The sequence below is a fragment of the Ralstonia sp. 25C genome (assembly GCF_051904805.1).
Taxonomy (GTDB): domain Bacteria; phylum Pseudomonadota; class Gammaproteobacteria; order Burkholderiales; family Burkholderiaceae; genus Ralstonia.
In genome coordinates, this window is record NZ_CP196738.1 from 176,296 (window position 1) to 198,752 (window position 22,457).

A 22,457-nucleotide genomic window follows, 5' to 3' on the forward strand; every position below is an offset into this window, starting at 1 on the left:
TCCTGAGAACCTGTTCACGATCCTCATGCGCCACACGGATCGAACTTCATGTGTTGCTCTTCACCCCGCTGAAGGCCACTCGCTACGGACCGGGAACACGTTCTCAATGCCGCACGGCACCTTCGCTTGCCCCTTGCACTCAGATCAAGTTCAAGCGGCCTGCAATGTAGGCGAGTTGTGCGCGGTTGGTGGCGCCGTAGCGGCGGCGGATCAGGCGCAGGTGGTAATCCACGTTGTGCGCCGTGGTGTGCAGCTTGATGGCGATTTCCTTGTCGCTCATGCCGGCGGCTAGGCAAGTCAGCACGCGGCGTTGCATGGCCGATAGCATGGGTTCTTCGTGGCACACGTGCGCGTTGCGCGCGAACGTTTGCAGCGGCGCGCGCCAAACCTGGTGCAGCGCCATACCAAAGAGGATGGATTGGCCGAGCACGCTGTCGCTGATCCACTCGCGCCCCGCATGTGGCGCGCTGAAACTGACCACTGCCTGGCTCGTGCCCTTTCCTGCGCCCAGGCTGAAGATCACGCCGCTGCGCAGACCATGCTCGTCCATCATCTGCAGGAAGGTGCGCAATGCCGGCTCCATGCGCGGCTGACTGCGCGCCAGCGATGCCAGATCCCACACGAGCGGCATGCCCGTCGCAAACACGGCGGGCAGGCGCGGATCGACCGCGAACAGGCGATCGTCGCAATACCGCTGCACGAAGCGCGGGCTGACGTAGTTGCTGAGCATGGTCACCGCGGGCGGTGCGGCTTCGTACCGCTCGGTCAAGGCATACGCCAGCGACGAGAACCCCATCAGCCCCATCAACCCAGACACGATCCGGGCGCGCTCGGCCACACTGCCGGCCGCCTGCAGCTCTGCGGCAAGGCGCAGCCGCCCGGGGGGCAGAGGGCCGGGCTCGAACGTCAACGCATGCTCGTCGACTGGGAGGATTTCCGTGCCCGGTGGCAGCGGCACGAAAAAGCGATCACCGTTGGCCGCATCGTCCGGGATGGAGCGAGCGGTCAGCGGATCGGCATGCCCGGGCAGCGGTGCAATGTCTTCTGACGCTGGCGAGATGTCGAGTTCCAACGGGACGACCGTGTTCGCATGGGGTGGAACATCGGGCTGCGGCGCACCGTGGAGCGTGGTGCGCATGTCCATCGGCAGCGCCAGGTCTTCGGCGCGGGGGAAACGTACTGCCTGCAAACCATCTGAGCGATGTGCGGCGGCCATTGCCGTCCTCCGGTCATGGTGGAAACACCCGCTCGGCCGCCGGTTACATACCGGACATAGCCGAGGCTGTTCCCCCCCGGGGGATGACTGTTGCTGTGCGGTGACCCTGTACACCGCGGGGCGCGGATCGTGAAAAGCGACGTCCGGCCTACGTTTTGGCGCATTGTTGCAAGTCGATAGCAACATTGTCCAACAAAACTTTTTAGTGCCCCACTGTTGACGCGGTTTATGTCGCAACGCAGCGTAAATCCCTCCCGACAGTTGTCATGCGGCCGCGCTTCCATGTCCCTTGCGGCATACCGGGCATCATCCTGTCAGGATTGACCCAGCGTTATCACCAACCCTATATTGCGGTGAGTTCACCCACGCTGTCGCCTGCGCCCAACGACCCAACGGTCGGCCGGTGGGGAGATGGTCCCCTGCCAACACACCCGCATGTCTGCATCCACCTGGACGCCTCTGCTGCTCTCCCTCAAGGTGGCCGGCTGGGCAACGGCGCTCAACCTCGTCCTGGGCGTCGGCGCCGCCTACGCGCTGGCACGCATGCGTAGCCGCGTGCGCGATGTCATCGATTCCGTGCTCACGCTGCCGCTGGTGCTGCCGCCCACGGTGCTCGGCTACTACCTGCTGGTACTGCTGGGCCGGCGCGGCCCAATCGGCGCGTGGCTGGACAGCCTGGGTATCCAGCTCGTGTTTACGTGGCAGGGAGCGGTGATCGCGTCGACCGTGGTGGCGTTTCCGCTGGTCATGAAATCCGCGCGCGCCGCGTTCGAAGGCGTGGACCACCAGCTGGAAAATGCCGCGCGCGTGCTGGGCCTGCCCGAGGCGGCCGTGTTCTTCCGCGTGACGCTGCCGCTGGCTGCGCGCGGCATCGCCGCCGGCGTGTTGCTGGCTTTTGCGCGCGCGCTGGGTGAGTTTGGCGCAACGCTCATGATTGCCGGCAACCTGCCCGGCCGCACGCAAACGCTCTCTGTCGCCATCTACGAAGCCGTGCAGGCCGGTGACGACGCCACCGCCAATACGCTGGTGCTGATCACCTCGCTCACCTGCATCGTGGTGCTGGTGGTGGCCAGCCGCCTGCTGCAAGGCCGCGCACCGAGCCTGCAGGAGCAACTGGCATGAGTGCCAATCCTGCGGTGATGATCGATCTCGTTGTGCAGAAGACGCTCGCCAGCGCGGCGCGCGTGTTCTCGTTGGACGTTGCCCTGCGCTCCGAAAGCCGGCGCGTGGTGCTGTATGGCCCGTCCGGCGCCGGCAAAAGCCTCACTCTGCGCGCCATCGCAGGCTTGATGACGCCCCAGCGCGGCCGCATCACTCTCAATGGCCGCACGCTGTTTGACCACACGGAAGGCATCAACCTCAGCGCGCAAGAGCGCCGCGTCGGCTATCTGTTTCAGGATTACGCGCTGTTCAACCACCTGAGCGTTGCGCAGAACATTGCGTTCGGGCTCAAGCGCGGGTGGTTCAACCCGCCGCGCCGCATTCACCGGATGCACGACCCACGCGTGCAGCAGTGGATCGACACGTTCGAACTGAGTGCCGTGGCGGCCAGCTACCCGACACAAATTTCGGGCGGACAACGCCAGCGCGTAGCCCTGGCCCGTGCGCTGATCGCCGAGCCCTCCATGCTGCTGCTCGACGAGCCCTTTGCCGCGCTGGACCCGGCGCTGCGCACGCGCATGCGTTCGGAGTTGTCGGCCCTGCAGCAGCGGCTGAACGTGCCCATGCTGATGATCACGCACGACCCGGCGGATGTCGAAATCTTCGGCGACCACGTGTTCGAGTTGCGTGATGGGCGGGTGGTGGCCGATGCGGTGCGCGCACCCGATGCGCCGCCGTTGTCGCCATACCCGCATCTGACGGCGGTGGTGAACCGCTAGGCGCCCTTACGGCTAGAACACGCCCAGCGCGAGCCCGATTGCCATCGCCTCACCGAGGGTCCGGCAGCGTTCCAGCGCATCGGCGCCGATCTGCTTGGCCGCTAGGATGGCCTCCGGCGTCTGCGCATGCGTGCACACGATGATGGGCTCAGCCACGCGCTTGAGCCGCCAGCCGGTGGCAATGCGTTCGATCTGTCGCACGGCGTTCTCGCCATCGCTACCCGCGCAAATCAGGCTCGCATAGGGGCGGCCGTTGATGCGGTCCAGCGCGGGGTAATAGCAGCGGTCGAAAAAGTCCTTGAGCTGCCCGCTGATGGCCGCAAGGTTTTCCGGGGTGCAAAACAGATAGCCGTCTGCGGCCAGCACGTCATCAGGGCCAGCTTGTGCGGCATGCAGTAGGCGCACCGTCACGCCGGCATCCGCCATGGCACCGGCCTGCGCGGCTTCCGCCATCTGGCGCGTGCCGCCCGTCATGGAGTGGTAGACGATGAGCAGGGTCTTGGGTGTCGTCATGGGGCTCAGACGAGGCCCAGCACGACGCTCGATGCCTCGAACACCGCCACGGCCTCCACGCCTTCGGCCAGATCCAGCATTTCCACCGCCGAGCGCGAAAGCATCGCCACCAGCACAGTCTCGGCCGATGCAGACTCGGCATCCAGCAAGCGCAGCCGAACTTCCGACTGCACCGCACCTTCGCGCACCTCCGTCACCACGCACGGCAATTGGTTTTCTGCGGAAAGGCGCCATTCCCCGGCCCCGCGCAGCAGCATCACAGCCGGTGCCTTAATGAGCGCAACGGCCTGCACACCCGGCGCCAGCCCGAGCACATGTGTGCTTTCCTGCGTAATGGTGGCGGACACCGCCTGGCCGCCGGCCAAGCGCAACGTCACCACGTCGTTGACGGCGCCGGATGCAACGGCCTCGACCGTGCCGAACAACGCGTTGCGCGCGCTGGTGCGCAACATCAGGCGGCGGAGCAAGTTGGCGTCTTCGCTGGCAGTCTCGGCGGCGGCATCCAGGCGCTCAACAAAGCGGCGGTGCTCAGCTTCGAGCACACGAAAGCTCTCGATCAAGCGCTCGGCACGCGGTGTGAGCACGCTGCCGCCGCCACCCTTTCCACCCGTTGTGCGTACGACCAGGGGCTCTCCGGCCAGGTTGTTCATCGTGTCGATGGCGTCCCAGGCGGCCTTGTAGGAAAGGCCCACCGCCTTTGCAGCAGCGGTGATGGAGCCCGTCTGCCCGATGGCGGACAGCAGCGCGATGCGGCCATGTCCGCCCCAGTTGTTGTCACCGGCGCGCAGCCAGATGGTGCCGTCGAGTTCCAGCATGTCGTCTCATCTTGGAGGGAGATTGCAACATGCGGATGTTAGCGCTGATCCGTGCGGCACCCATGCGGGCGCCAAATCACACGGCGATCAAGCGGGGCGTGCGCACATGCAGCAGCACCGAGCGCGACAGCAACAGCCCGCCCAGGAACCCGAACAGCGCGCTGAAGAGCGCCATGAAGCTATTGGAGTGCATGACTTCCGGATGGATCGCCAGCATCACGTTGTACGCATAGCGGGCGCTGAACAGCCCAAGGATCACCACCATCGGTACCCAGCTACCCGACACGCGCACGGTATCCGCCGTTTCCGACACGGCGCCGCTGGGCGGCGACATGTACGTCAGCAGAAACGCCACCAGGCCGGCTACCAGCCACATCGTGAGCGCCAGCGCGCTGCCATGGCTTGCCATCGCCACGCCGTAGAGCGAGTACCCGGCCACCACCATCGGCAACACGATCAGGCGACGGCGCGATACGGTACGCGGCTGCATCTGGCGCACACCAATGGCGATCAACGCGGCAAACACCACGAACACCCAGGTGGGCGTGTGCGACACGATGGAAGCGAGGGATTGGAGCATGGCGGTCTCCGCATGGGAATTTGGAATGCCGCCAGCTTAGGGTCCGGCTCCCGCACGCGGGAGCGGTTTGCGACGAATGGCAGAAATGCCGCCGTGGGTGGTCGATAAAGCCGGTCGGCCCAGCAGTCAGCCCAGCGCGGCCCGCACGCCAGCATCCACCACGGAGAGGTGCGCGCGCAGCAGCCGGTCAAAGCCTTCCGCCGTGACGGGCTTGCCGATGTAGTAGCCCTGGATTTCCTGGCAGCCCGCTTTGGCCAGGAATTCCACCTGATCGGCATCCTCCACGCCTTCTGCGGTAACGGTCATGCCCAGGGCGCGCGCCATGGCGACGATGGCCTCGGTCAGCGCCACCGAATCCGGGTCGCCCGGAATACCGGTGATGAAGGAGCGGTCGATCTTGACGTTGCTGATCGGGAAGCGCTGCAGATACGACAGCGACGAATACCCCGTGCCGAAATCGTCGATGGAAATACGGATGCCCTGCGCGGTCAGCGCGTCGAACATCGGGCGCACCTCATCGGCACCGCCCATCAGCAGGCTTTCGGTAATTTCCACTTCCAGCGCGGTGGGCGGCAGGCCCGTTTCGGCCAGCGTCTGCTCGATCATCGGGACCACGTCGCCGGCCTGGAACTGGCGCGCCGACAGGTTGACCGCCATGCGGAAGTCGTAGCCCAACGCCTCATGCCACACCACCGCCTGCTCGCACGCGCGGCGCAATACCCACTCGCCAATCGGCACGATCAGCCCGGTCTCTTCCGCCACCGGGATGAACTCCACCGGCGAGATCGCCCCCAGCTTGGCGCTGTTCCAGCGCAGCAGCGCCTCGGCGCCGACGATGCGGTGGCTGGCGAGGTCGTACTTGGGCTGATAGACGAGCTGCAGTTCGTTGTTGTCGCGCGCATCACGCAACGCGTTTTCGAGCATGTAGCGGCGCTGCAGGCGGGCGTTCAGCTCGGCCGTGTAGAACTGCGCGCGGTTGCGGCCGTTCTGCTTGGCGCGGTACATGGCGGCATCCGCCGAGCGCAGCAAGTCGGAGCCGGAAATCCCATCGTGCGGATACAGCGCCACGCCCACCGATACGCCCAGGTAATAGCGCCCGTTGACGGTATCGAACGGCTCGCGCATGGCCTGCAGCAAGCGCTCGGCCAGCAAGGCGATACGTTTGCCTTCCACGCGCTGCTCGACGAGGATGACGAACTCGTCGCCACCCAGGCGGGCAATCACGTCACCAGGGCCGATGCAGTCGGCCAGGCGCGCGGCGGCGCTTTGCAGCAGCGTATCGCCGCAGGCGTGGCCGGCGGTATCGTTCACGCTCTTGAAGCGATCCAGATCGAGGAAGAACAGGGCCAGCTCGCGGCTTTCATCGCGCGCGCGTTCGATGGCGCCGTCCAGGTGCGCGGTGAAGAAGCTACGGTTGGTCAGCCCCGTCAGCGGATCATGCGCGGCCAGATGGCGCAGGCGCTGCTCGGCGCGTTTGATATCGGTGATGTCGGCAAACGACAGCATCACGCTGCTCGGCACAGCCTCGCCATGGCGGCCGGTCGAGCGAAGGGGAATGATGTTCTGCCGCACCCACACCAGCTCGCCGGTCTTGAGCAACAGGCCATACACGCGACCGAGAATCGGCTCACCCGTACGCAGCACAAAGCCCGACGGCATCATGCTCAGGGTGATTTCCTTGCCGTCTTCGTCCACCACGCGCTGGATGGCTTCCAACCGATCGCGCCCCACCAGCTGCCCCGGGCGCAAGCGCAGGATGCGCTCGGCGCTGGCATTGGCCGCCAGCACCACGCCCTGGGCGGACTGGATCACGACCCCTTCGTGCAGATTCGAAATGGCCAGGCGATAGCGGTCTTCGCTTTCGGCCAGGCCGCGCTCAACGGCGTCTTTTTGGATGGCGACGCCCGCCAGGTGGGTGACGTCGTCCAGGAAATGCTGCTCCTCGTCTGCCGGCACGCAGCGCTCGCGGTAAAACAGGGCGAGCACGCCCAGCTTGTCACCGCGTGACGATCGGATCGGCAATGCCCATGCCGCGCCAAAGCCGGCCGCCAGTGCCGCGGTGCGCTCGTGCTGCCAGCGCGGGTCCCCGGCAATGTCGTCAATGACCACGGTGTCGCCCAGAAACATGGCGCAGCCACATACGCCCGCGTCGGCGCCGATCGGGGCGTTTTCCAGCGTGGCGACATAGCTGGCGGGCAGCGTCGGTGCGGCGGCCACACGCAGGCGTGGGTGGTCAGGCCGGCTTTCGGTGTCGAGCAGCAGCACCGCCGACATGGCATTCGGATAGACCTGCTCGACGTACAGGCACAGATGGCGCAACACCGTTGAGAGCGTCGCATTAGAGGCAAGTTGCGCGAGCACGGCGTTCTCCGAGGCAAGCAAACGGCGCGCGTGCAGCGCCTCGGCACGCGCCTGCACGGCGTGGCGTTCGAGTGCGTGGTGGGAGCCAGCTTCACGCAGCACCAGCATGACGGCGGGGTGGCCTTCATGCTCGCACGCGGCGGCAACCGTTTCGACCAGCACATGGGTGTAGTCAGCGCGGACCAAGCGGTGCTCGACGGGCTCGGCAGGCTGGCCACTGCTCACCATCCGCGCCACGCGTGGCAGCGCTTGCGGAACATCGTCCGGGTGAATCAGACCAGCGAGCTGCACGCCGACCAGCTGTGCTGGGTCCTGCGCATTCATCAAGCGCGCGGCGGCGGGGTTGGCACGCACCACCCGCCCCTCCACGGTCAGCAGCACAGCGTCGGATGACAGCTTGGCCAGTGCCCCGAAGTCCGTGCCGGTGGATTCCGCCGCGGCTGCGTCCGTCACCATAGCTGCCGCCACCGCGGGGCGCGACTCGGGTGCGAGCGGCGACGCAGCGTCAACAGGAGAGGCTCCGGCATCGGCCGGGTGGAAACGAGTCATCGGGGATACGCTTGCTTGGTCAGCGACGGCAACAGAAAGCGAGACTGCACGCTTCGACCCTATGCAAAACGGCGCGATGGCGAAAAACTGAAGAGTGCCCTTAGAGCCGCTGACAAAACCGCCCTGGCGTCGTTGCGCCTCCCGCAGTGACGAACATTCGGTACTTCAGTACTGTCTGCGTCGGCACGCCTAGCCAGGACAGTTTTGTTAGCGGCTCTTATGTGCCACCACGGCGCCACCCCACTGCGCGGGCAAAGAAAAGCCCGCGCTCAGTTGACGAGGCGCGGGCTGAAATCTCTGGACCGTGTCGATCTGTTCCAGAGAGGAGAACCGACCCACGATGCCCCGGCACAGTGCTGCGCCGGTATCGCTTCCACGTTTTGAATCATAGTGTCCGGCATGAAAAAACAAAGGGCGGAAAAGGCAGGGTATTCCATCCCTATTTATTTTCCGTCGCCATTTTTTCTGCTGGCACTTCACATACCCCTTTGCTGCTGATCCCGCCTGCGTCTTGGGCTGCTCTGGTGGCCTTGTCGAGAACCCTTGTGATGCCCATTTCTCAGGACGGGCCTTCGTGCGGGAGCCACCGAGTAAATCACCCCGGCATATTGGTTGGTCGGCATGCGGGCGTGAATGTTCCGCGCGCAAGCATTATGTTGACGGGGCGAATATATTTGCGCTGCCCAAATCACCCCGTGTGAAGCCTGGGGCAGATTGCCGCGTCAAGTTTGGAGAGAATGTGCCGTTACTGCCCGATAAGCGCGCCTGCCCCAGGGTGAACCCGCAGGCGCATTTGGATGCCCATGTCTGGACCGCCATGCCATCTTTGTCTCCCCCCTCCCGTTCGTTGTGCGCGTCGTCTTCACGGCGTGCTTCACGTTTGTTGATTGCCGTGGCCGTGCTGGCCGCGCTGGCGGCCTTGCCACGCGCGCACGCAGCAACGACTACGGCTGCGCCGAGCCCAGTCACCGCCGCAGCCAGCCGTGACGCAGCCCCCGCCACACCAGCCAAGGCACCCAAGGGCCCGGGCCCGACGTGCCAAAACATCATGCGGCGCCTGTCGGGCAGCCTGGCCGGCACGCCCACCAACAGCGACAAGCCCGGCGCGGTGCTGGTCGACGTCGACAAGGCCGGCGTAACCATGGCCTGCAGCCATTCAGATTCGATTGCCATTCCGGTGCCGGGCAGCGGTAATACCAATCCCAGCCCCAACACCAAGACGCGATGATGCTCACCACGCGCCGCGCAATCGCCCGCCTGATCGCCAGCCTGCTGGCCGGTGTGCTCGCCAGCGCAGCCATGTCGGCCAGCGGCGCCGAACGCTGGGTCGCGCTGCCGGATCAACCCGACAGCTACGCATCGCTCGATGCCGGCAGCGTGCAGCGCATGCCCAGCGGCCCGATCAGCGCCTGGGTGCGCGTGGAGGCGTCCAACCGTGCGGGCAAGCGTTCATTGCAACGGATGTTTGGCGCCTTCCGCGGCGACATGGCGGACTTTCTCTACACCATCGATTGCCCTACCAGGCAGTTCTCCGTCTCGCGCTCCAAGCTATACCAGGGCGCGCTGACCGTCACCGAAAAACAGTTTGGCAATGACGCCGCCTGGCAACCGGTGGAAGGCGTGGGCCTGGCCAGCGCGGTGGCCCGCCAGCTGTGTACGGGCTGACGGTGCAACGTCCGCGCCCATCGCGTGGCCGTCGTTGGTAACATCACCGGGTGCGCCCCGCTCCCAACCCTTCGTCGCCTGATCCGCGTGTGACCGCAGACGCCAGCGTCTTCGGCACGCTCGCGCGCGGGTCACGGGCGTCGCTGGAGCGCGTCGCCAATCTGGGCGATGGTGTCACTGCCGCCATCTGGCGCAATGAGCACGATGAGGCGCGTTACACCCAACCCGGGCACCACACGCTGTCGGTCTATCTGCAGGGCGGCTACACCACGCATCGGCAAGATCTACCGCACCTCTTCGGTGCTCCAGGGCGCGTGTGCATGCTGCCTGCGGAGCATCAGTCTGCGTGGGTGATCGAACAGCCGATGCGCTTCGTCCATCTCTACTTCGCGCCCGATGCACTGGCAGGGCACGCGGTGCGCCTGCTCGATGCCGAGCCACGCCTGTTCACGCTGCACGACCGCACCTTCATTGAAGATGTGCACCTCGCCCAAGCCTGCACGCGCATCGCCCAACTCGACTGGAGCGACCTCGACGACCGCATGCGCGCCAACGCGCTGGCCAACGACACGCTGTCGTATCTCGTGCAGACGCAGGGCCGCACCCGCGCCCTGCCAGTACGCGGTGGACTGGCGCCGCATGTGTGCCGGCGCATCGCCGCGCGCATCGATGCGGAGTTGCATCTGCCGCTCTCCCTCGGTGAATTGGCTGCGGAAGCGAACCTGTCGGAGTTCCACTTTGCGCGGATGTTTCGCGCGTCATTCGGCGTGGCGCCGCACGAGTGGGTCATGCAGCGGCGACTGGCCCGCGCGCAAGATCTGCTGCGCAACACGACCCTGCCTCTGGCGACCATTGCCGAACGCTGCGGCTTTGCCAGCGCCAGCCATTTCAGCCGACGCTTCGCACTGCAACTTGGTGCATCGCCGTCGTTCTACCGGCGGGCGTGGCAAGGCGCCTAAGCTGGTTACACGCTGCAGCAAGAAAACGAACGATCGTATTCAGCATCGGCTGAAAAGCCGCGTACGTCCTAGCGTTTTCCACGATGGAAGCGCTCTGTGCGGCGCAGTAATTTGGAGACGGGTCCCCCATGGAGAGCACCATGTTCACCCATATCCTGCTGCCGACCGACGGCTCCGAGCAGTGCCGCAAGTCCATTGAAGGCGCGCTCAAGCTGGCGCGTGCCACGGGCTGCAAACTCACCGCGTACAACTGCATCGAAGAGTTTCCCAACATGGCCTATTCGGCCGGCGTGGGCGAGTGTCCGCACGCGCATTACATGGAGCAGGTGCAGGGGCATGCCAAGCAGTGTATCGAGCGCATCGCCCAGCGTGCGCAGGAAGAAGGCATCCAGTTCGATAGCGACGTGACGCAGTTTCCCGAGCCCTACCTGGGCATTCTGGATGCGGCCAAGCGGCACGCGTGCGACGTCATCTTCATGGCGTCGCACGGGCATCGCAGCCTGATGGGCCGGTTACTGATCGGCAATGAAACGCGCAAGGTGCTGACCTACGCGAGCATTCCGGTGGTGGTGTACCGGTAACGACGGCGCCGGTTACATCGGCACCGGTTCAGGTGCACCTTCGCCGCGCTCCAGTTCTGCGACGCGCGCGGCTTCGCGCTCACTCACTTGCCGGCGCTGCTCGGGCGTGAGCACCTGCAGAATCTTCGCGCTGGCCTGCGCGCGCAATTGCGCTTCACGGGCGACGGCACGGCCGAGGGTTTCGGTGAGCGCACGGGCGCGCGCCTCGTCATACTGGCCCGACACCACCATCTTGTGTAGATCGCGATGCGCATGCTCGATGGCCTTGCGCTGTTCGCGTGCCTCGGGCATCTGTGCGTATTCAATGGCGAAGATCTTGTCGCGCTGCTCTTCCGTCAGATTCAGCCCGCGCAGGAAGGGGGCACCGCCACGATGCGAGCCCGGGGCACCCATGCCGGGACCGGGGCCGGGACCACGGCCCATCATGCCCGGGCCCATCATTCCGGGATGCGGCAGCGGCGCCAGCGGAGCGGCATCCGGTGGTGCGGCCGTCTGGGCGAGCGCGGCGCAGGAAAGCAACAGCCCGGCAGCAATGGCAGCCAGGCGGCGAGGTGTAGCAACGATCATGGTTGGGCTCCTGTGAAAACGTCGGCCGGACATGCCAGCCATGCAATCACTGTAGCCAGCGAAGGCGCACCAAAGGTGGGCGAACCGTGGAGTTTTCCTGAACTCTGCCAGGGCAACCGCAGGCCTGCGGTTGATGCCACGCGTCAGGCGTCGAGCCGGTAGCCCACGCCATACACGGAATGGATCATGTCGGTGCCCGGGCTGATCTGCTCCATCTTGCGCCGCAGATTCTTGACGTGGGTATCGACGGTGCGGTCCGTAACAACACGGTGGTCGTCGTAGATCTGCTCCAGCAGCATCGCGCGCGACAGAATGCGGCCGGGCGCCGCCGCCAATGCAGCCAGCAGGCGAAACTCCACCGGCGTGAGGTCGATGCGCTGGCCGCGCAGCGTGGCGGAATACGCCGCGCCGTCAATCACCAGCGCGCTCTCCGGCGCGCCACCGGCGCGCTGTGCGCGACGCAGAATGGTCTTGATGCGCGCCACCAGTTCGCGCGGGCTGAACGGCTTGCAGATGTAGTCATCCGCGCCGAGTTCCAGGCCGAGCAGGCGGTCGATCTCTTCCACACGCGCAGTCACCATGACGATGGGCACCTCGCTGAAGGCGCGCACCTCGCGGCAAATTTCCAGGCCGTCCTTGCCGGGCAACATCAGGTCGAGCACGACGAGCTCCGGTGTGGCCTCGCGGATGCGCTGCACGGCGTGCGTGCCCTCGGCCAGCCATTCGGTTTCGTAGTGGGCGGCGCGCAGATAGTCGGTCATCAGCGCAGCGAGCTTCGGTTCGTCTTCAACGATGAGAATCATGGTCGGCAAGGGGGTCCAGCGGATCAAACGGGTCAAGCGAATCAAGAGCGGGCAGGCTGGGTAGACGAATCGCGATCCACAGTCCGCCCAGTGGTGAAGGTTTGGCTTCAATGCTGCCGCCGTGCGCGGCGATGATGGTCTGGCACAGACTCAGCCCGAGCCCGGCCCCGCCCTGCGCACGGCTGCGTGATGCATCCACGCGGAACAGCCGATCGAAGATGCGCGGCAGCATGGCCTCCGGCACACCGGGCGCGCTGTCTTGTACGTCGATCTGCTGCCAGCCACCTTCTTCGTGAACATGCACGCGCAGCGTGCCGCCCGCATCGGTGTAACGCAGCGTGTTTTCCATCAGGTTCTGCATGACTTGGCGCAGACGTTGCGGGTCGCCACGTACTTGCGTTGCATGCGATGCCCCGCTGGGCAAATCCAGTTGCAGCGCGATGCCCTTTTCCATCAGGCGCGGCGTAAAGCCCTGCACGGCGCTGCACACGGTGTCGGCCAGGTCCAGCGTCTCCATGTGGAAGGCCAGCGCGCCCACGTCGGCCAGCGAGAGCTCGTACAAATCGTCGATGAGCTTGCTGAGCGTCGACACCTCGGCCTGCAACGAGGCCAGCGAGGTGGCCGTCAACGGGCGCACGCCGTCTTCCAGCGCTTCCAGTTCACCGCGCAGCACGGCCAGCGGCGTGCGCAGCTCGTGCGAGATATCGGCGGTGAGCTGGCGGCGCATCTTCTGGTTGGCCTCCAGCGAGGCGGCGAGGTGATTGAAGTCGGCCGCCAGTTCGCCCAACTCATCGCGCGAATGCACGTCGACCCGCGTGGCATAGTCGCCGTCGGCCATGCGGCGCGCGGCATCGGTCATGCGGCGCATGGGCGCCAGCAGCCCGCGCGCAAGCAGCACGGCCACCAGCGCAGCCAGCAGCACGGAGAACCCCGCGATGATCCATGTCGCGCGCAACTGCTGCGCCTGGAATGCCTGGTCTGCCCCCTCCGGCACGCGCATGCGCGGCGGCATGGCCAGCCAGCCGATGATCTCGCCGTTATGGTGTAGCGCGTGCCACTGCGCGTTCGGCCCCAACGGCGGCCCGTCGCCAATGATGGCGTTGCGCTGGGCGTCGAGCAGCCAGATGGGCGAATGCGGCATCGGCGGCCCATCGCCCGGCGGATGCGGTGGCAGGCTGCCGACGGGCGGTGGACCAGGCGGTTTACCGGAAGGTGGGCCGGGCGGCGCGTCAGGCCCCATGCCGGGCGGCAACGGCTCGAAGTGGTGGGCGGCGCCGGGCCCATCAAAGCGATCGCCGCCCATGCCGCTGGCGCGGGCGCGTGCGCCCTCACGGCGCAACAGGCGGAACCACGCGGCCGGATCGTTGCGCAGGAAATCCCAATTGCCGTGTTGGCCGTAGGCGGCTTCCACGCCCTGGGCCACGGCAGCGAGGCGCTCGGCCTCGCGCGCATTCACGTAATCGAGGAAGTTGGTGTCGAAGCGCCATCGCACCGCCGCACCCATGGCGAGCGCCACGACAATGCTCAGCGTAAACAGCGCAACGAACAGCTTGGAGGTAATGCCGAAAGACGGGCGCATGGATGAATGATTGGCCGGGCACCGGACTGGCATCATCTTACCGGGCGGCCTCTGGCGGGATGCTCTGAGCATAACAACCCGGCCCCGCCAGAAAATGAGCGAAATGCGAAGAACACACTTTCAAGGCATTCCGATATGGCGTAACGCGCACGCGCTCGGGCGTGGGTAAAGCGCGCTATGCTGCCAACCTTCATCCCGCCACGGAAAGACATGTCGCCCAGCAAGTCGGCCCGCCCCGCGTTTTCGATGCTCCGCTGCGCCATGCGTGGCGTGGAGGCCGTCGCCGCTGACAGCCGGCATACGTTCCCGCGCCACACGCACGAGCAGTTCGGTATCGGCATCGTTGATCGGGGTGCGCAGAAATCGTTGAGCGGGCGCGGCATGGTGGAAGCCGGTGCCGGCAACGTCATCACTGTCAACCCCGGCGAGGTACACGACGGCACGCCCATCGGCGATGCCGGCCGCGCCTGGCGCATGCTGTACTTCGATCCGGAAGTCATCGTCGAGCTGGCGCATGACGTGCACAGCCACCGCCAGGCAGAATTCGACCGGCCCGTCGCGCAAGACGCCAACCTGGCGCGGCATGTGCGTCTGCTCTTTACGCAGATGACCGCATCACCTTCCTCCCCCACCCAGCATGACGCGCTGCTGCGCGAGCAGTTGCTGCTCTCTGTGCTCGCTGACGTGCTGCACGCTACCGCCCACCGCATTGACGAGGCGCCCGACGCGATCCGCCTCGCCCGTGCACGCATCGACGATGATCCGGCTGCGGCGGTCTCCCTGCTCGATCTGGCGCACGACACTGGCCTGAGCCGGTTCCAGGTGCTGCGCGGTTTTGCGCGCGTGACGGGCCTCACGCCGCATGCCTATCAGCTACAGCGCCGCGTTGCCCTGGCGCGCAGGCTGATCGCCCAGGGTCTGCCGCTGGTGGAAGCGGCCGCCGCCTGCGGCTTTGCCGACCAGAGCCACATGACGCGGCAGTTCGTGCGCAAGTACGGCGTGTCACCCGGCATGGTGGCGGCGGCGCGCTAAAACCGCCCCCCCTCTCGCCTCGCTTCCCTGCAATTTCGTTCAAGACGCACGCGTTGCGGGCGGCCATCCTGCGGACTTTCACACCCGCGGGAGACCCCATGTCCAAACCGATGTCCAGCCGATTGGAAGGCTGCCTTTACCTGGCGCTGGCGATGATTCTGGTCGGCAGCACCGTTACCGCCAGCAAGATCATTGCGGCGGGTCTGCCGCCCTTCTCGGCCACAGCATTGCGCTTTGCGATGGCGCTGCCGTTGTTCCTCATTGCCATGCGATTCACGCGCACACGCTGGCCGGTGCTGGCGCGCGGTGACTGGGTGCTGTTGTTCTTGCAAGCCACGGCCGGCAGCGTCGGCTATACGACGTTGCTGATCTCGGGGCTGCGGCATACCTCGGCGGCCGATGCGGGCGTGATCATCGGCACGCTGCCGGTGGTATCGGCGCTGATTGCCATCGTGCTGCTCGGGGAGCGTCCCCAGCGAGCGGTGCTGGGCGCGATTGCTCTGGCCACGGCCGGCGTGCTGGCCATTGCGTTTCAACCGGGCGGGGATGCCGCCCACCCGCTGCTGGGCAATCTGCTGGTGATAGGGGCTGTGGTGTGCGAAGGCGTGTTCATTCTGCTCAACAAGCGGCTGCGCACGCCCGTGCCCCCGCTGGCGCTGTCGACGCTGATGAGCGCGTTCGGTCTGGCAACGGCCCTATTGCCTGCGTTATGGGAAGCCCCGTGGCAGTTGCAGGCTTCGGTGCAGATCACCCACGCTGTGGCAGCGGTGGCCTACTACGCCATCGTGCCAACCGTGGGCGGTTTCGTGCTCTGGTATGCCGGTGCGGCCCGCGTGAGCGGCGCAGAGGCGTCGCTGTTCACGGCGCTGGCGCCGGTGGCGGCAATTGTGTTTGCTGCCACGCTGCTCGGGGAGGTGGTGAGCGCCCGCCAAGTGGCGGGCATTGCGTCGGTGTTGGCGGCGGTGCTGAGCCTGGGGCTTGCACGCGCGCCCTCGCCGGCCTCGTCGGCGGGCTAGGCCTCGGCGTCAGGCGCCGTCACCTCTTCCATGCGCTCGATGCGCACACGCACGATGCGGCGGCTGCCGGCTTCCAGGATGACGAAGCGCAAGTCATGACGCACCAGGGTATCGCCCACCTCAGGCAGGCGGTCCCACTGGTTGAAGAGATAGCCGCCGAGGCTGGTAGCACCGCCACCCTCGTCGAGCAGCCAGTCGACATGGAGCACGTCTTCCAGTTGACGCAGGTCGGCTTCGCCGGCGACTTCCCAGCAGCCTTCGTTCACCTCCACCACGCCGGGACGCTCGTCCTCGTCGGGGAATTCACCGGCAATGGCTTCGAGCACATCGATGGGGGTGACGACGCCCTGCACCACATCCAGCGAATCCGTCACCACCATCATGCGGCCACGTGCGCGCTTGAGTTTGTCCATCAGGCGCAGGATGCCGATGTTGTCCGACACCTTGAGCGCCGGCTTCACGCTACGGTCCACGTCGATGGCGCCGCGCGTGTCGAGGTCGCCCATCAGGTCTTTGGCGCGCGCCACACCCACGAGGTCGTCCAACCCACCCCGGCACACCGGAAACTGGTTATGCGGCACGGCCAGCAACAGCTTGCGCGTGGTCGCCACATCAGCATCCAGATCCACCCACGAGATGTCGTGGCGCGGCGTCATGATGGAGCGCACGGAGCGCTCGGCCAGATCCAGCACGCCGCTGACCATGCTGCGCTCTTCCGGGCGGAACACGGTTTCGGGTGCGGGCTGGTCTGCGTGCGGCGCGGCTTCGTGCGACTCGGCATCCGCCGGGGCGCCGCGGCGATCGCCCAGCAGGCTCAGCACGGCATCGGCCGTACGCTCGCGCAGCGGGCGGCGGCGCTCATAGCGCACGGTATTGCGCTGGGCCACCTGGTTGAAGAACTCGATCAGGATCGAGAAACCGATGGCCGCATACAGATAGCCCTTCGGAATATGAAAGCCCAGGCCCTCGGCCACCAGGCTGAAACCGATCATCAGCAGGAAGCTCAGACACAGCACCACTACCGTACGGTGCGCGTTGACGAAGTTCGTCAGCGGGCGGGAGGCAAACAGCATGGCGCCCATGGCAATCACCACGGCCGCCATCATCACGGGCAGGTCGTTGACCATGCCCACGGCGGTGATGACGGAGTCGATGGAGAACACCGCATCGAGGATGACCACCTGCGCGATCACGTTCCAGAACTTGCCGTGGCCCCTGCCATGGCTTTCGTCCTGCGGCTCGCCGTCCAGGCGCTCATGCAGTTCGGAAGTGGCCTTGAATAAGAGGAAGAACCCGCCTAGCAGCAGGATGATCGAGCGGCCGGATAAGTCCACCGGCCCCAGCGTGAGCAGCGGCTTGGTCAGCCCGATCAGCCACGACATGGCGGCCAGCAGCACCATGCGCATGACCAGCGCCAGCCCCAGGCCGATCATGCGGGCACGATCGCGCTGCGCGGGCGGCAGCTTGTTGACGAGGATGGCGATAAAAACGAGGTTGTCGATGCCGAGAACAATCTCGAGCACCACCAGGGTGAACAGGCCAATCCAAATGGACGGGTCAGCAAGCCAAGTCATAGAGGGCAATGGAAGACAGCAGAAACGCAATCCGCCGATGATAACCGCAGCGCACGCACGGCCCCGCGCCGGCGCGTGCGAAGCGTTGCAACAAACGGGCCGGAAGGCTTAGCGCTGGGCAATGCGCGGAGGGCGATAACCGTCAGTCAGCGTCTTGAGGAAGGCAACGATGTCGCGCACGTCGGCTTCGGACAGCACGGGCTTGTCGCCGGGCTTGCCGCCAAACGGCGGCTCCATGTTGACGTTGGCGCGGTATTGCGGCGGCAGGTCGTCAAACTTGTCGACGGTGCCGTCGGCCTTGCGCGGATACCACTTCTGCGGCTGCGTGTCGCGCTGGGCGTAGAAGCGCACCGCGTCTTCGAGCGAGTGGATGGCGCCGTTGTGGAAGAAAGTCTTGCGCAGCGCCACGTTGCGCAGCGACGGCGTACGGAAGCGGCCGCAATACTCGGTGCGATCTTTCAGGTCGGTCCGGTCTGGGCCGCATAGGCCCATGTCAAAGAACGCCGGATCGGCATTGCCTGCCAGCGTGCGATTGCGCGGCACGCCCACGGCAATGTGGCCGAAGTCGGTAAAGGCCGGGAAACCGCCGTCCTGCTTGATGGCGCTGACGTGGCACGAGGCGCAGTTGCCCTTGGCTGGGTTGGCAAACAGTTGCAGGCCACGCATTTCCTGCGGCGACAGCTTGACCTGCTTGCGTAGGAACGCGTCGTACTTGCTGTCGTACGGATAGAACTCCGACGGCGTCTGCTGGAACACCTCCAGCGCCATCAGCGCGGCGCGGAACGCGGTGTCTTCGTTGTCGAGGATGTCGTTGCCAAAGACTTGGCGGAACGTCTGCGCATGGTTGCCATTGCGCAGCTTGGTGACCACGTTGGCAGGCGTGCCGTTGGCCATCTCGTGCGCAGACAGCAGCGGAATGCGCGCCTGGTCATGCGTGGACGATACGCGGCCATCCCACGTGTAGCCGCCGGTCGGGCCCTGGTCTTCGGCGTCGTTGCCGTCGTTGTCGTAGAAGTGCTCGGAGAAGGCCGGCACGCTCTGCAGATAGCGCAACGACGGCGCGGCGCGCACGCCCGTCTTGTTCATGCCCTCGCCGCCCAGTTGCACCGACAGATCGTTCGACGGCCCGTAGGCATGCGTGGGGCTGTGGCAGCTTGCGCAGGCCAGCTTGCCCGAAGCGGACAGCGCCGGATCGAAGAACAGCGCCTTGCCCAGCGCCGTCATGGCCGGCACCGACGGGCGGCGCGTCGCCATCATCGTGTAGAAGGCTTTTTCATAGGCTGCCGCAGGAGCAGGCGCAGCCGGCGCCGAGGCTGCCGCCGGTTTGGCTGCCGGTGCCGTGGCGGCCTGCGCCACCGCCGGCTCAACGCGGCCGCATCCCCCCAATGCAGCCACCAGCCCGGCCAGCGTCAACGCCGAGACCGCGATCACGCGAAGAGTGGCAGCAGACAAAGGGCGCATTGGCGGTGGGCGACATGTTGGGAGCCTTGCAAGTTAGCACGGGGGCCATGACACTTTGATGTCGTCAAACCGATGTCATGTCAGCCCTTGGAGAGCTCCCATGGTGGCAAATGTCTTCAAACGTTCGGTGGTGCCCTTGCTCATCCTGATGATGGTGATCACGCTGAACTGGGGGGAAATCGGCGCCCCGCCTACGTTTGCATCATCAACTTGTCACACACAAAGCACAGACTCCGGCTCGCTTTCGTCCCCCACACAACAATTCAGGGAAATCATGAGCCGAGCGTTCCGTCTTCTGCCGCTGACCGCGTTGGTCGCGGCCAGCATGTCTGCCTGCGGTGGCAGCGATTCGAACAGCGCCTCCACCGGTACCTCCGGTGTGGTGACTGGCAGCTACTTCGAACACGCCAAGGTCTGCATCGACACCAACAACAACGGCAAGTGCGATTCGGGTGAAGCCAGCACCTATACCGATGCCAATGGCGCCTACACGCTGCCGGGCTCGGGTGCGGTGGTGGTGGAAGTCGGCACGGACGCGTTCCGCAATGACCCGGCTACGGGCGCACACACGGCCATCACGCGTCCGCTGGTGTTCCGTGCGCCGGCCGGCGCCAACGCCATCGTCAGCGCCATCTCGACCGAACTGGCCGTGCTGATGGACAGCAACGGCGGCGACATCAACGCTGCCAAGGCCGCACTGGCCGCGCGCCTGGGCGTGACGGTCGACAAGCTGCTGGAAGACCACAACAAGGAAAGCGACGCCAACATCAAGGCCGCGCTGCAGGCTGAAATCGACCAGGCCATCGACCTGATTGCCGATGCAGTTGCCGGCGGTGGCGACATCGGCCAGGCCATCCGCAACGGCGTGGGTAAGCGCATGGCGCTGGCTAACAACGTCAAGACGATCGTCGTGATCTACGCGGAAAACCGCGGTTTCGACAACCTGTATGGCCTGTTCCCGGGCGCCAACGGCATTCCCGGCGTGAACCCGACCTCCACCGGCACCGCCGTCGCGCAGAAGGACTTCGATGGCTCCGTGCTGCCGTCGCTGCCGCCCACCTGGGGCGGCGCGACCGCTAGCGGCCAGAGCGTGACCGTCACGCAAGCGCAATCCACCGGCTGGGCCAACAAGCCGTTCCAGATCGACAACCCGGCTGGCATCAACGGTACAGGCATCGTCGTGGGCCAGAACGTCATCACGCGTGACCTCTGGCACCGCTTCTACCAGAACCAGATGCAGATCAATGGCGGCAAGAACGACATGTACGCCGCCTTTGCCGATGCCGGCGGCCTGACCATGGGCTACTACGACGGCAGCAAGATGTCGATGTGGAACGTCGCCAAGCAATACACGCTGGCCGACAACTTCTTCATGGGCGCCTTCGGTGGCTCGTTCCTGAACCACCAGTACCTGATCTGCGCCTGCGCGCCGATCTACCCGAACGCCGCCAGCTCGCCGGCCGCAGGCAGCATCGCCCAGGTGGTGACGGGCGCCAACGGCTCGCCGACGCTCACGCCGACCGCAAGCTCGGTCATGGCAGGCGCCCCCACCTTCGGCAATGGCACGAAGGACGGCAACCTGACGCCGCTGGAGGCTGACGGCAGCGCCTTCGCCGTCAACACGATGCAGCCGCCGTACCAACCGTCGGGCAACGCTGTGGCCAGCAGCAACGCGGCCTATGCTGACCCGACCAAGGCCACGACCCTGCCGGCGCAATCCAAGCAGGCCAACATCGGCGACCTGCTGACCGCCAAGGGCGTGAACTGGGCCTGGTATGCCGGCGCCTGGAACGCCGCCCTGGCCGACGCGCCCAACACCACGCGCAGCGTGATCTACTCGGGCTCGATCCAGTTCCAGCCGCACCACCAGCCGTTCAACTACTTCACCCGCTTCGATCCGGCCACCGCCAACGGTGCGTCCGAACGCGCAGCCCACCTGAAGGACTACGACGCCGCCTTCCTGCAAGACGCCGCCGCTGGCAACCTGCCGCCGGTCACGTTCTACAAACCGCAGGGCAACCTGAACCAGCACCCCGGCTACGCCAACGTGACCGACGGCGATGCCCATATCGCCAACGTGATCGCCCAACTGCAGAAGAGCCCGCAGTGGAAGAACATGGTGGTGGTGGTGACGTACGACGAAAACGGTGGCTTCTACGACCACGCCACGGTGCCGAAGGCTGATCGCTGGGGCCCGGGCACGCGTATCCCGGCGATCATCATCTCGCCGTTCGCCAAGAAGGGCTTTGTGGACCACACCCAGTACGACACGGCTTCGGTGCTGCGCTTGATCACGCACCGCTTCGCCCTGCCGACGCTGCCCGGTATCAAGCAGCGTGACGCAGCCCTCGTCGCCAACGGCAATCAGCCGATGGGCGATCTGACCAACGCGCTGGACTTCTCACAGTCGCAATAACGCGATCAGCGCTCACGAAAAAGGCGACCTTCGGGTCGCCTTTTTCTTGCCGCCTACTTGCCCTTCTTCTTGCCGGCTGGCTTTTCGCTCTCCAGCGTCTCCAGCCGCATGCCCACCTTGATCGTCACCTGCCAATGGGCGATCTTGCCGTCGACCAAGTGGCCGCGGGTCTCCAGCACTTCAAACCAGTCCAGGTGTTTGAGCGTCTCGCCCGCCCGCGCGATGGCATTGCGGATGGCCGCGTCGCTGGAATCCGGAGAAGAGCCGACCAGCTCGATCATCTTGTAGGTGTGGGAACCCATATCGCCTCCTTGTTGGCATGGTTGGAACGTCGGCGACGGCGCCGCTTGCGCCACGTCATTTACCAGAATGGCAGGTACCCCCGCGCTCTGATAGCCCGGATTTGCACGGGGCCGAAAAATCCTGGCAGTTAATTGCGTTAATAAAGCTGACAAGCCTTGTCATTCGAAACGACGCGTGATGTCAAACCCACCACACGGCGATCACCAACGTGCCACTTTTCGGGCGGCCACACCGGGCCGACAGTCGTCAATCGAGCTGGTATGGAACCTGCGAGAGCCGTCCGTCGTCCCCCCCAAAGAGAAAGAGGCCACATGCGCCATCCCGTCCAACACGCCAGCGCCCAGCGCCCGATTTCCACGACCGCCCCGGCGACATCGCCCGATTCGCCTGATACCTCGCGCCTGTTGGCGGACACCGCCCCGCTGCAAATGGAGTGCTGCGGCCGCAAGATCAACGCCACCTACTCCACCCGCAACGGCATCGTCACCGTCAAGCACCAGGGCAAAACGCTGTCCACCTACTCGCCTGATGGGGACTACAAGGCCGTCGCGCATCGACTGCTCTGCGTGATGCTTTCCATCTGAGCG

21 protein-coding genes are annotated in these 22,457 nt (G+C 65.6%); 10 read left to right on the forward strand and 11 right to left on the reverse strand.

Annotated features, from left to right (window positions below):
• Positions 1–139: 139 nt before the first annotated feature.
• Positions 140–1,216, reverse strand: coding sequence for a LuxR family transcriptional regulator (locus tag ACS7SF_RS19285; protein ID WP_439893755.1), 1,077 nt, complete (start codon positions 1,214–1,216; stop codon positions 140–142).
• Between the two features lie 435 nt (positions 1,217–1,651).
• Here ACS7SF_RS19285 and modB point away from each other — a divergent pair, with 435 nt between their 5' ends.
• Both modB and ACS7SF_RS19295 read left to right on the forward strand, forming a co-directional pair.
• On the forward strand, positions 1,652–2,338 hold the full coding sequence (modB, locus tag ACS7SF_RS19290; RefSeq protein WP_439893756.1) for a molybdate ABC transporter permease subunit: 687 nt from the start codon (positions 1,652–1,654) through the stop codon (positions 2,336–2,338).
• Entirely contained in the window at positions 2,335–3,096 is a 762-nt protein-coding gene (locus ACS7SF_RS19295) for a sulfate/molybdate ABC transporter ATP-binding protein (RefSeq protein WP_439893757.1), read from the forward strand. The genes modB and ACS7SF_RS19295 overlap by 4 nt, the downstream gene beginning before the upstream one ends.
• 12 nt (positions 3,097–3,108) lie before the next feature.
• Here the strand turns inward: ACS7SF_RS19295 and ACS7SF_RS19300 are convergent, their stop codons facing one another.
• The 4 genes from ACS7SF_RS19300 to ACS7SF_RS19315 form a co-directional block, all read right to left on the reverse strand.
• Complete coding sequence (locus ACS7SF_RS19300; RefSeq protein ID WP_439893758.1) at positions 3,109–3,609, reverse strand: flavodoxin family protein; 501 nt, start codon at positions 3,607–3,609, stop codon at positions 3,109–3,111.
• A gap of 5 nt (positions 3,610–3,614) precedes the next feature.
• Entirely contained in the window at positions 3,615–4,424 is an 810-nt protein-coding gene (locus tag ACS7SF_RS19305; protein WP_439893759.1) for a TOBE domain-containing protein, read from the reverse strand.
• Positions 4,425–4,500: 76 nt separating this feature from the next.
• Positions 4,501–5,004, reverse strand: coding sequence for a DUF6622 family protein (locus ACS7SF_RS19310; protein WP_439893760.1), 504 nt, complete (start codon positions 5,002–5,004; stop codon positions 4,501–4,503).
• A 126-nt stretch (positions 5,005–5,130) separates the two neighbouring features.
• Entirely contained in the window at positions 5,131–7,914 is a 2,784-nt protein-coding gene (locus tag ACS7SF_RS19315; RefSeq protein WP_439893761.1) for an EAL domain-containing protein, read from the reverse strand.
• A gap of 817 nt (positions 7,915–8,731) precedes the next feature.
• On the opposite strand from ACS7SF_RS19315, the gene ACS7SF_RS19320 reads away from it, so the two are divergent.
• From ACS7SF_RS19320 to ACS7SF_RS19335, 4 genes are all read left to right on the forward strand, one after another.
• Positions 8,732–9,142: a glycoprotein gene (locus tag ACS7SF_RS19320; RefSeq protein WP_439893762.1), complete on the forward strand. Its 411-nt coding sequence runs from the start codon at positions 8,732–8,734 to the stop codon at positions 9,140–9,142.
• Positions 9,139–9,579: a hypothetical protein gene (locus ACS7SF_RS19325; RefSeq protein ID WP_439893763.1), complete on the forward strand. Its 441-nt coding sequence runs from the start codon at positions 9,139–9,141 to the stop codon at positions 9,577–9,579. Before ACS7SF_RS19320 ends, ACS7SF_RS19325 begins: the two co-directional genes overlap by 4 nt.
• An 89-nt stretch (positions 9,580–9,668) precedes the next feature.
• Complete coding sequence (locus ACS7SF_RS19330; RefSeq protein ID WP_439893764.1) at positions 9,669–10,538, forward strand: helix-turn-helix domain-containing protein; 870 nt, start codon at positions 9,669–9,671, stop codon at positions 10,536–10,538.
• 140 nt (positions 10,539–10,678) lie between these two features.
• Complete coding sequence (locus tag ACS7SF_RS19335; protein WP_426400049.1) at positions 10,679–11,119, forward strand: universal stress protein; 441 nt, start codon at positions 10,679–10,681, stop codon at positions 11,117–11,119.
• A gap of 12 nt (positions 11,120–11,131) precedes the next feature.
• On the opposite strand, the gene ACS7SF_RS19340 is transcribed toward ACS7SF_RS19335, so the two are convergent.
• From ACS7SF_RS19340 to ACS7SF_RS19350, 3 genes are all read right to left on the reverse strand, one after another.
• Positions 11,132–11,686 carry a Spy/CpxP family protein refolding chaperone gene (locus ACS7SF_RS19340; RefSeq protein ID WP_439893765.1) on the reverse strand — a complete coding sequence of 185 codons (555 nt, stop codon included), beginning with the start codon at positions 11,684–11,686 and terminating at the stop codon, positions 11,132–11,134.
• 143 nt (positions 11,687–11,829) lie between these two features.
• Entirely contained in the window at positions 11,830–12,489 is a 660-nt protein-coding gene (locus tag ACS7SF_RS19345) for a response regulator (protein WP_439893766.1), read from the reverse strand.
• A complete protein-coding gene (locus ACS7SF_RS19350; protein ID WP_439893767.1) occupies positions 12,473–14,068 on the reverse strand; it encodes an ATP-binding protein in 1,596 nt (531 codons plus the stop codon). Before ACS7SF_RS19350 ends, ACS7SF_RS19345 begins: the two co-directional genes overlap by 17 nt.
• Positions 14,069–14,278: 210 nt before the next feature.
• Between ACS7SF_RS19350 and ACS7SF_RS19355 the strand changes: the two genes are divergently transcribed.
• Together ACS7SF_RS19355 and ACS7SF_RS19360 are read left to right on the forward strand one after the other, a co-directional pair.
• Positions 14,279–15,100 (forward strand): AraC family transcriptional regulator, encoded by an 822-nt coding sequence (locus tag ACS7SF_RS19355; protein WP_439893768.1) that lies wholly within the window; start codon positions 14,279–14,281, stop codon positions 15,098–15,100.
• A 110-nt stretch (positions 15,101–15,210) separates the two neighbouring features.
• Entirely contained in the window at positions 15,211–16,116 is a 906-nt protein-coding gene (locus tag ACS7SF_RS19360) for a DMT family transporter (protein WP_439894429.1), read from the forward strand.
• Here ACS7SF_RS19360 and ACS7SF_RS19365 read toward each other — a convergent pair.
• Positions 16,113–17,690: a TerC family protein gene (locus ACS7SF_RS19365; RefSeq protein WP_439893769.1), complete on the reverse strand. Its 1,578-nt coding sequence runs from the start codon at positions 17,688–17,690 to the stop codon at positions 16,113–16,115. The genes ACS7SF_RS19360 and ACS7SF_RS19365 overlap by 4 nt on opposite strands.
• 108 nt (positions 17,691–17,798) lie before the next feature.
• The gene (locus ACS7SF_RS19370) at positions 17,799–19,151 is read right to left on the reverse strand and encodes a cytochrome-c peroxidase (RefSeq protein WP_439893770.1); all 1,353 of its coding nucleotides are present in this window, start codon (positions 19,149–19,151) and stop codon (positions 17,799–17,801) included.
• Positions 19,152–19,425: 274 nt separating this feature from the next.
• Here ACS7SF_RS19370 and acpA point away from each other — a divergent pair, with 274 nt between their 5' ends.
• Positions 19,426–21,567, forward strand: coding sequence for an acid phosphatase (gene acpA / locus ACS7SF_RS19375; RefSeq protein ID WP_439893771.1), 2,142 nt, complete (start codon positions 19,426–19,428; stop codon positions 21,565–21,567).
• Positions 21,568–21,620: 53 nt separating this feature from the next.
• Here the strand turns inward: acpA and ACS7SF_RS19380 are convergent, their stop codons facing one another.
• Positions 21,621–21,869, reverse strand: a complete 249-nt coding sequence (locus ACS7SF_RS19380) for a dodecin (RefSeq protein ID WP_426400040.1) — start codon at positions 21,867–21,869, stop codon at positions 21,621–21,623.
• A 312-nt stretch (positions 21,870–22,181) separates the two neighbouring features.
• On the opposite strand from ACS7SF_RS19380, the gene ACS7SF_RS19385 reads away from it, so the two are divergent.
• Positions 22,182–22,454, forward strand: coding sequence for a hypothetical protein (locus ACS7SF_RS19385; RefSeq protein ID WP_439893772.1), 273 nt, complete (start codon positions 22,182–22,184; stop codon positions 22,452–22,454).
• The last annotated feature ends 3 nt before the right edge of the window (positions 22,455–22,457 follow it).

Bases quoted from the DNA above. Each gene is read 5' to 3' on its own strand.
- ACS7SF_RS19370 (WP_439893770.1), bottom strand. From the start codon at position 19,151: ATGCGCCCTTTGTCTGCTGCCACTCTTCGCGTGATCGCGGTCTCGGCG.
- modB (WP_439893756.1), top strand. From the start codon at position 1,652: ATGTCTGCATCCACCTGGACGCCTCTGCTGCTCTCCCTCAAGGTGGCC.
- ACS7SF_RS19345 (WP_439893766.1), bottom strand. From the start codon at position 12,489: ATGATTCTCATCGTTGAAGACGAACCGAAGCTCGCTGCGCTGATGACC.
- ACS7SF_RS19365 (WP_439893769.1), bottom strand. From the start codon at position 17,690: ATGACTTGGCTTGCTGACCCGTCCATTTGGATTGGCCTGTTCACCCTG.
- acpA (WP_439893771.1), top strand. From the start codon at position 19,426: ATGAGCCGAGCGTTCCGTCTTCTGCCGCTGACCGCGTTGGTCGCGGCC.
- ACS7SF_RS19335 (WP_426400049.1), top strand. From the start codon at position 10,679: ATGTTCACCCATATCCTGCTGCCGACCGACGGCTCCGAGCAGTGCCGC.
- ACS7SF_RS19385 (WP_439893772.1), top strand. From the start codon at position 22,182: ATGCGCCATCCCGTCCAACACGCCAGCGCCCAGCGCCCGATTTCCACG.
- ACS7SF_RS19305 (WP_439893759.1), bottom strand. From the start codon at position 4,424: ATGCTGGAACTCGACGGCACCATCTGGCTGCGCGCCGGTGACAACAAC.
- ACS7SF_RS19315 (WP_439893761.1), bottom strand. From the start codon at position 7,914: ATGACTCGTTTCCACCCGGCCGATGCCGGAGCCTCTCCTGTTGACGCT.
- ACS7SF_RS19380 (WP_426400040.1), bottom strand. From the start codon at position 21,869: ATGGGTTCCCACACCTACAAGATGATCGAGCTGGTCGGCTCTTCTCCG.
- ACS7SF_RS19355 (WP_439893768.1), top strand. From the start codon at position 14,279: ATGTCGCCCAGCAAGTCGGCCCGCCCCGCGTTTTCGATGCTCCGCTGC.
- ACS7SF_RS19285 (WP_439893755.1), bottom strand. From the start codon at position 1,216: ATGGCCGCCGCACATCGCTCAGATGGTTTGCAGGCAGTACGTTTCCCC.
- ACS7SF_RS19295 (WP_439893757.1), top strand. From the start codon at position 2,335: ATGAGTGCCAATCCTGCGGTGATGATCGATCTCGTTGTGCAGAAGACG.
- ACS7SF_RS19310 (WP_439893760.1), bottom strand. From the start codon at position 5,004: ATGCTCCAATCCCTCGCTTCCATCGTGTCGCACACGCCCACCTGGGTG.
- ACS7SF_RS19360 (WP_439894429.1), top strand. From the start codon at position 15,211: ATGTCCAGCCGATTGGAAGGCTGCCTTTACCTGGCGCTGGCGATGATT.
- ACS7SF_RS19325 (WP_439893763.1), top strand. From the start codon at position 9,139: ATGATGCTCACCACGCGCCGCGCAATCGCCCGCCTGATCGCCAGCCTG.
- ACS7SF_RS19300 (WP_439893758.1), bottom strand. From the start codon at position 3,609: ATGACGACACCCAAGACCCTGCTCATCGTCTACCACTCCATGACGGGC.
- ACS7SF_RS19340 (WP_439893765.1), bottom strand. From the start codon at position 11,686: ATGATCGTTGCTACACCTCGCCGCCTGGCTGCCATTGCTGCCGGGCTG.
- ACS7SF_RS19350 (WP_439893767.1), bottom strand. From the start codon at position 14,068: ATGCGCCCGTCTTTCGGCATTACCTCCAAGCTGTTCGTTGCGCTGTTT.
- ACS7SF_RS19320 (WP_439893762.1), top strand. From the start codon at position 8,732: ATGCCATCTTTGTCTCCCCCCTCCCGTTCGTTGTGCGCGTCGTCTTCA.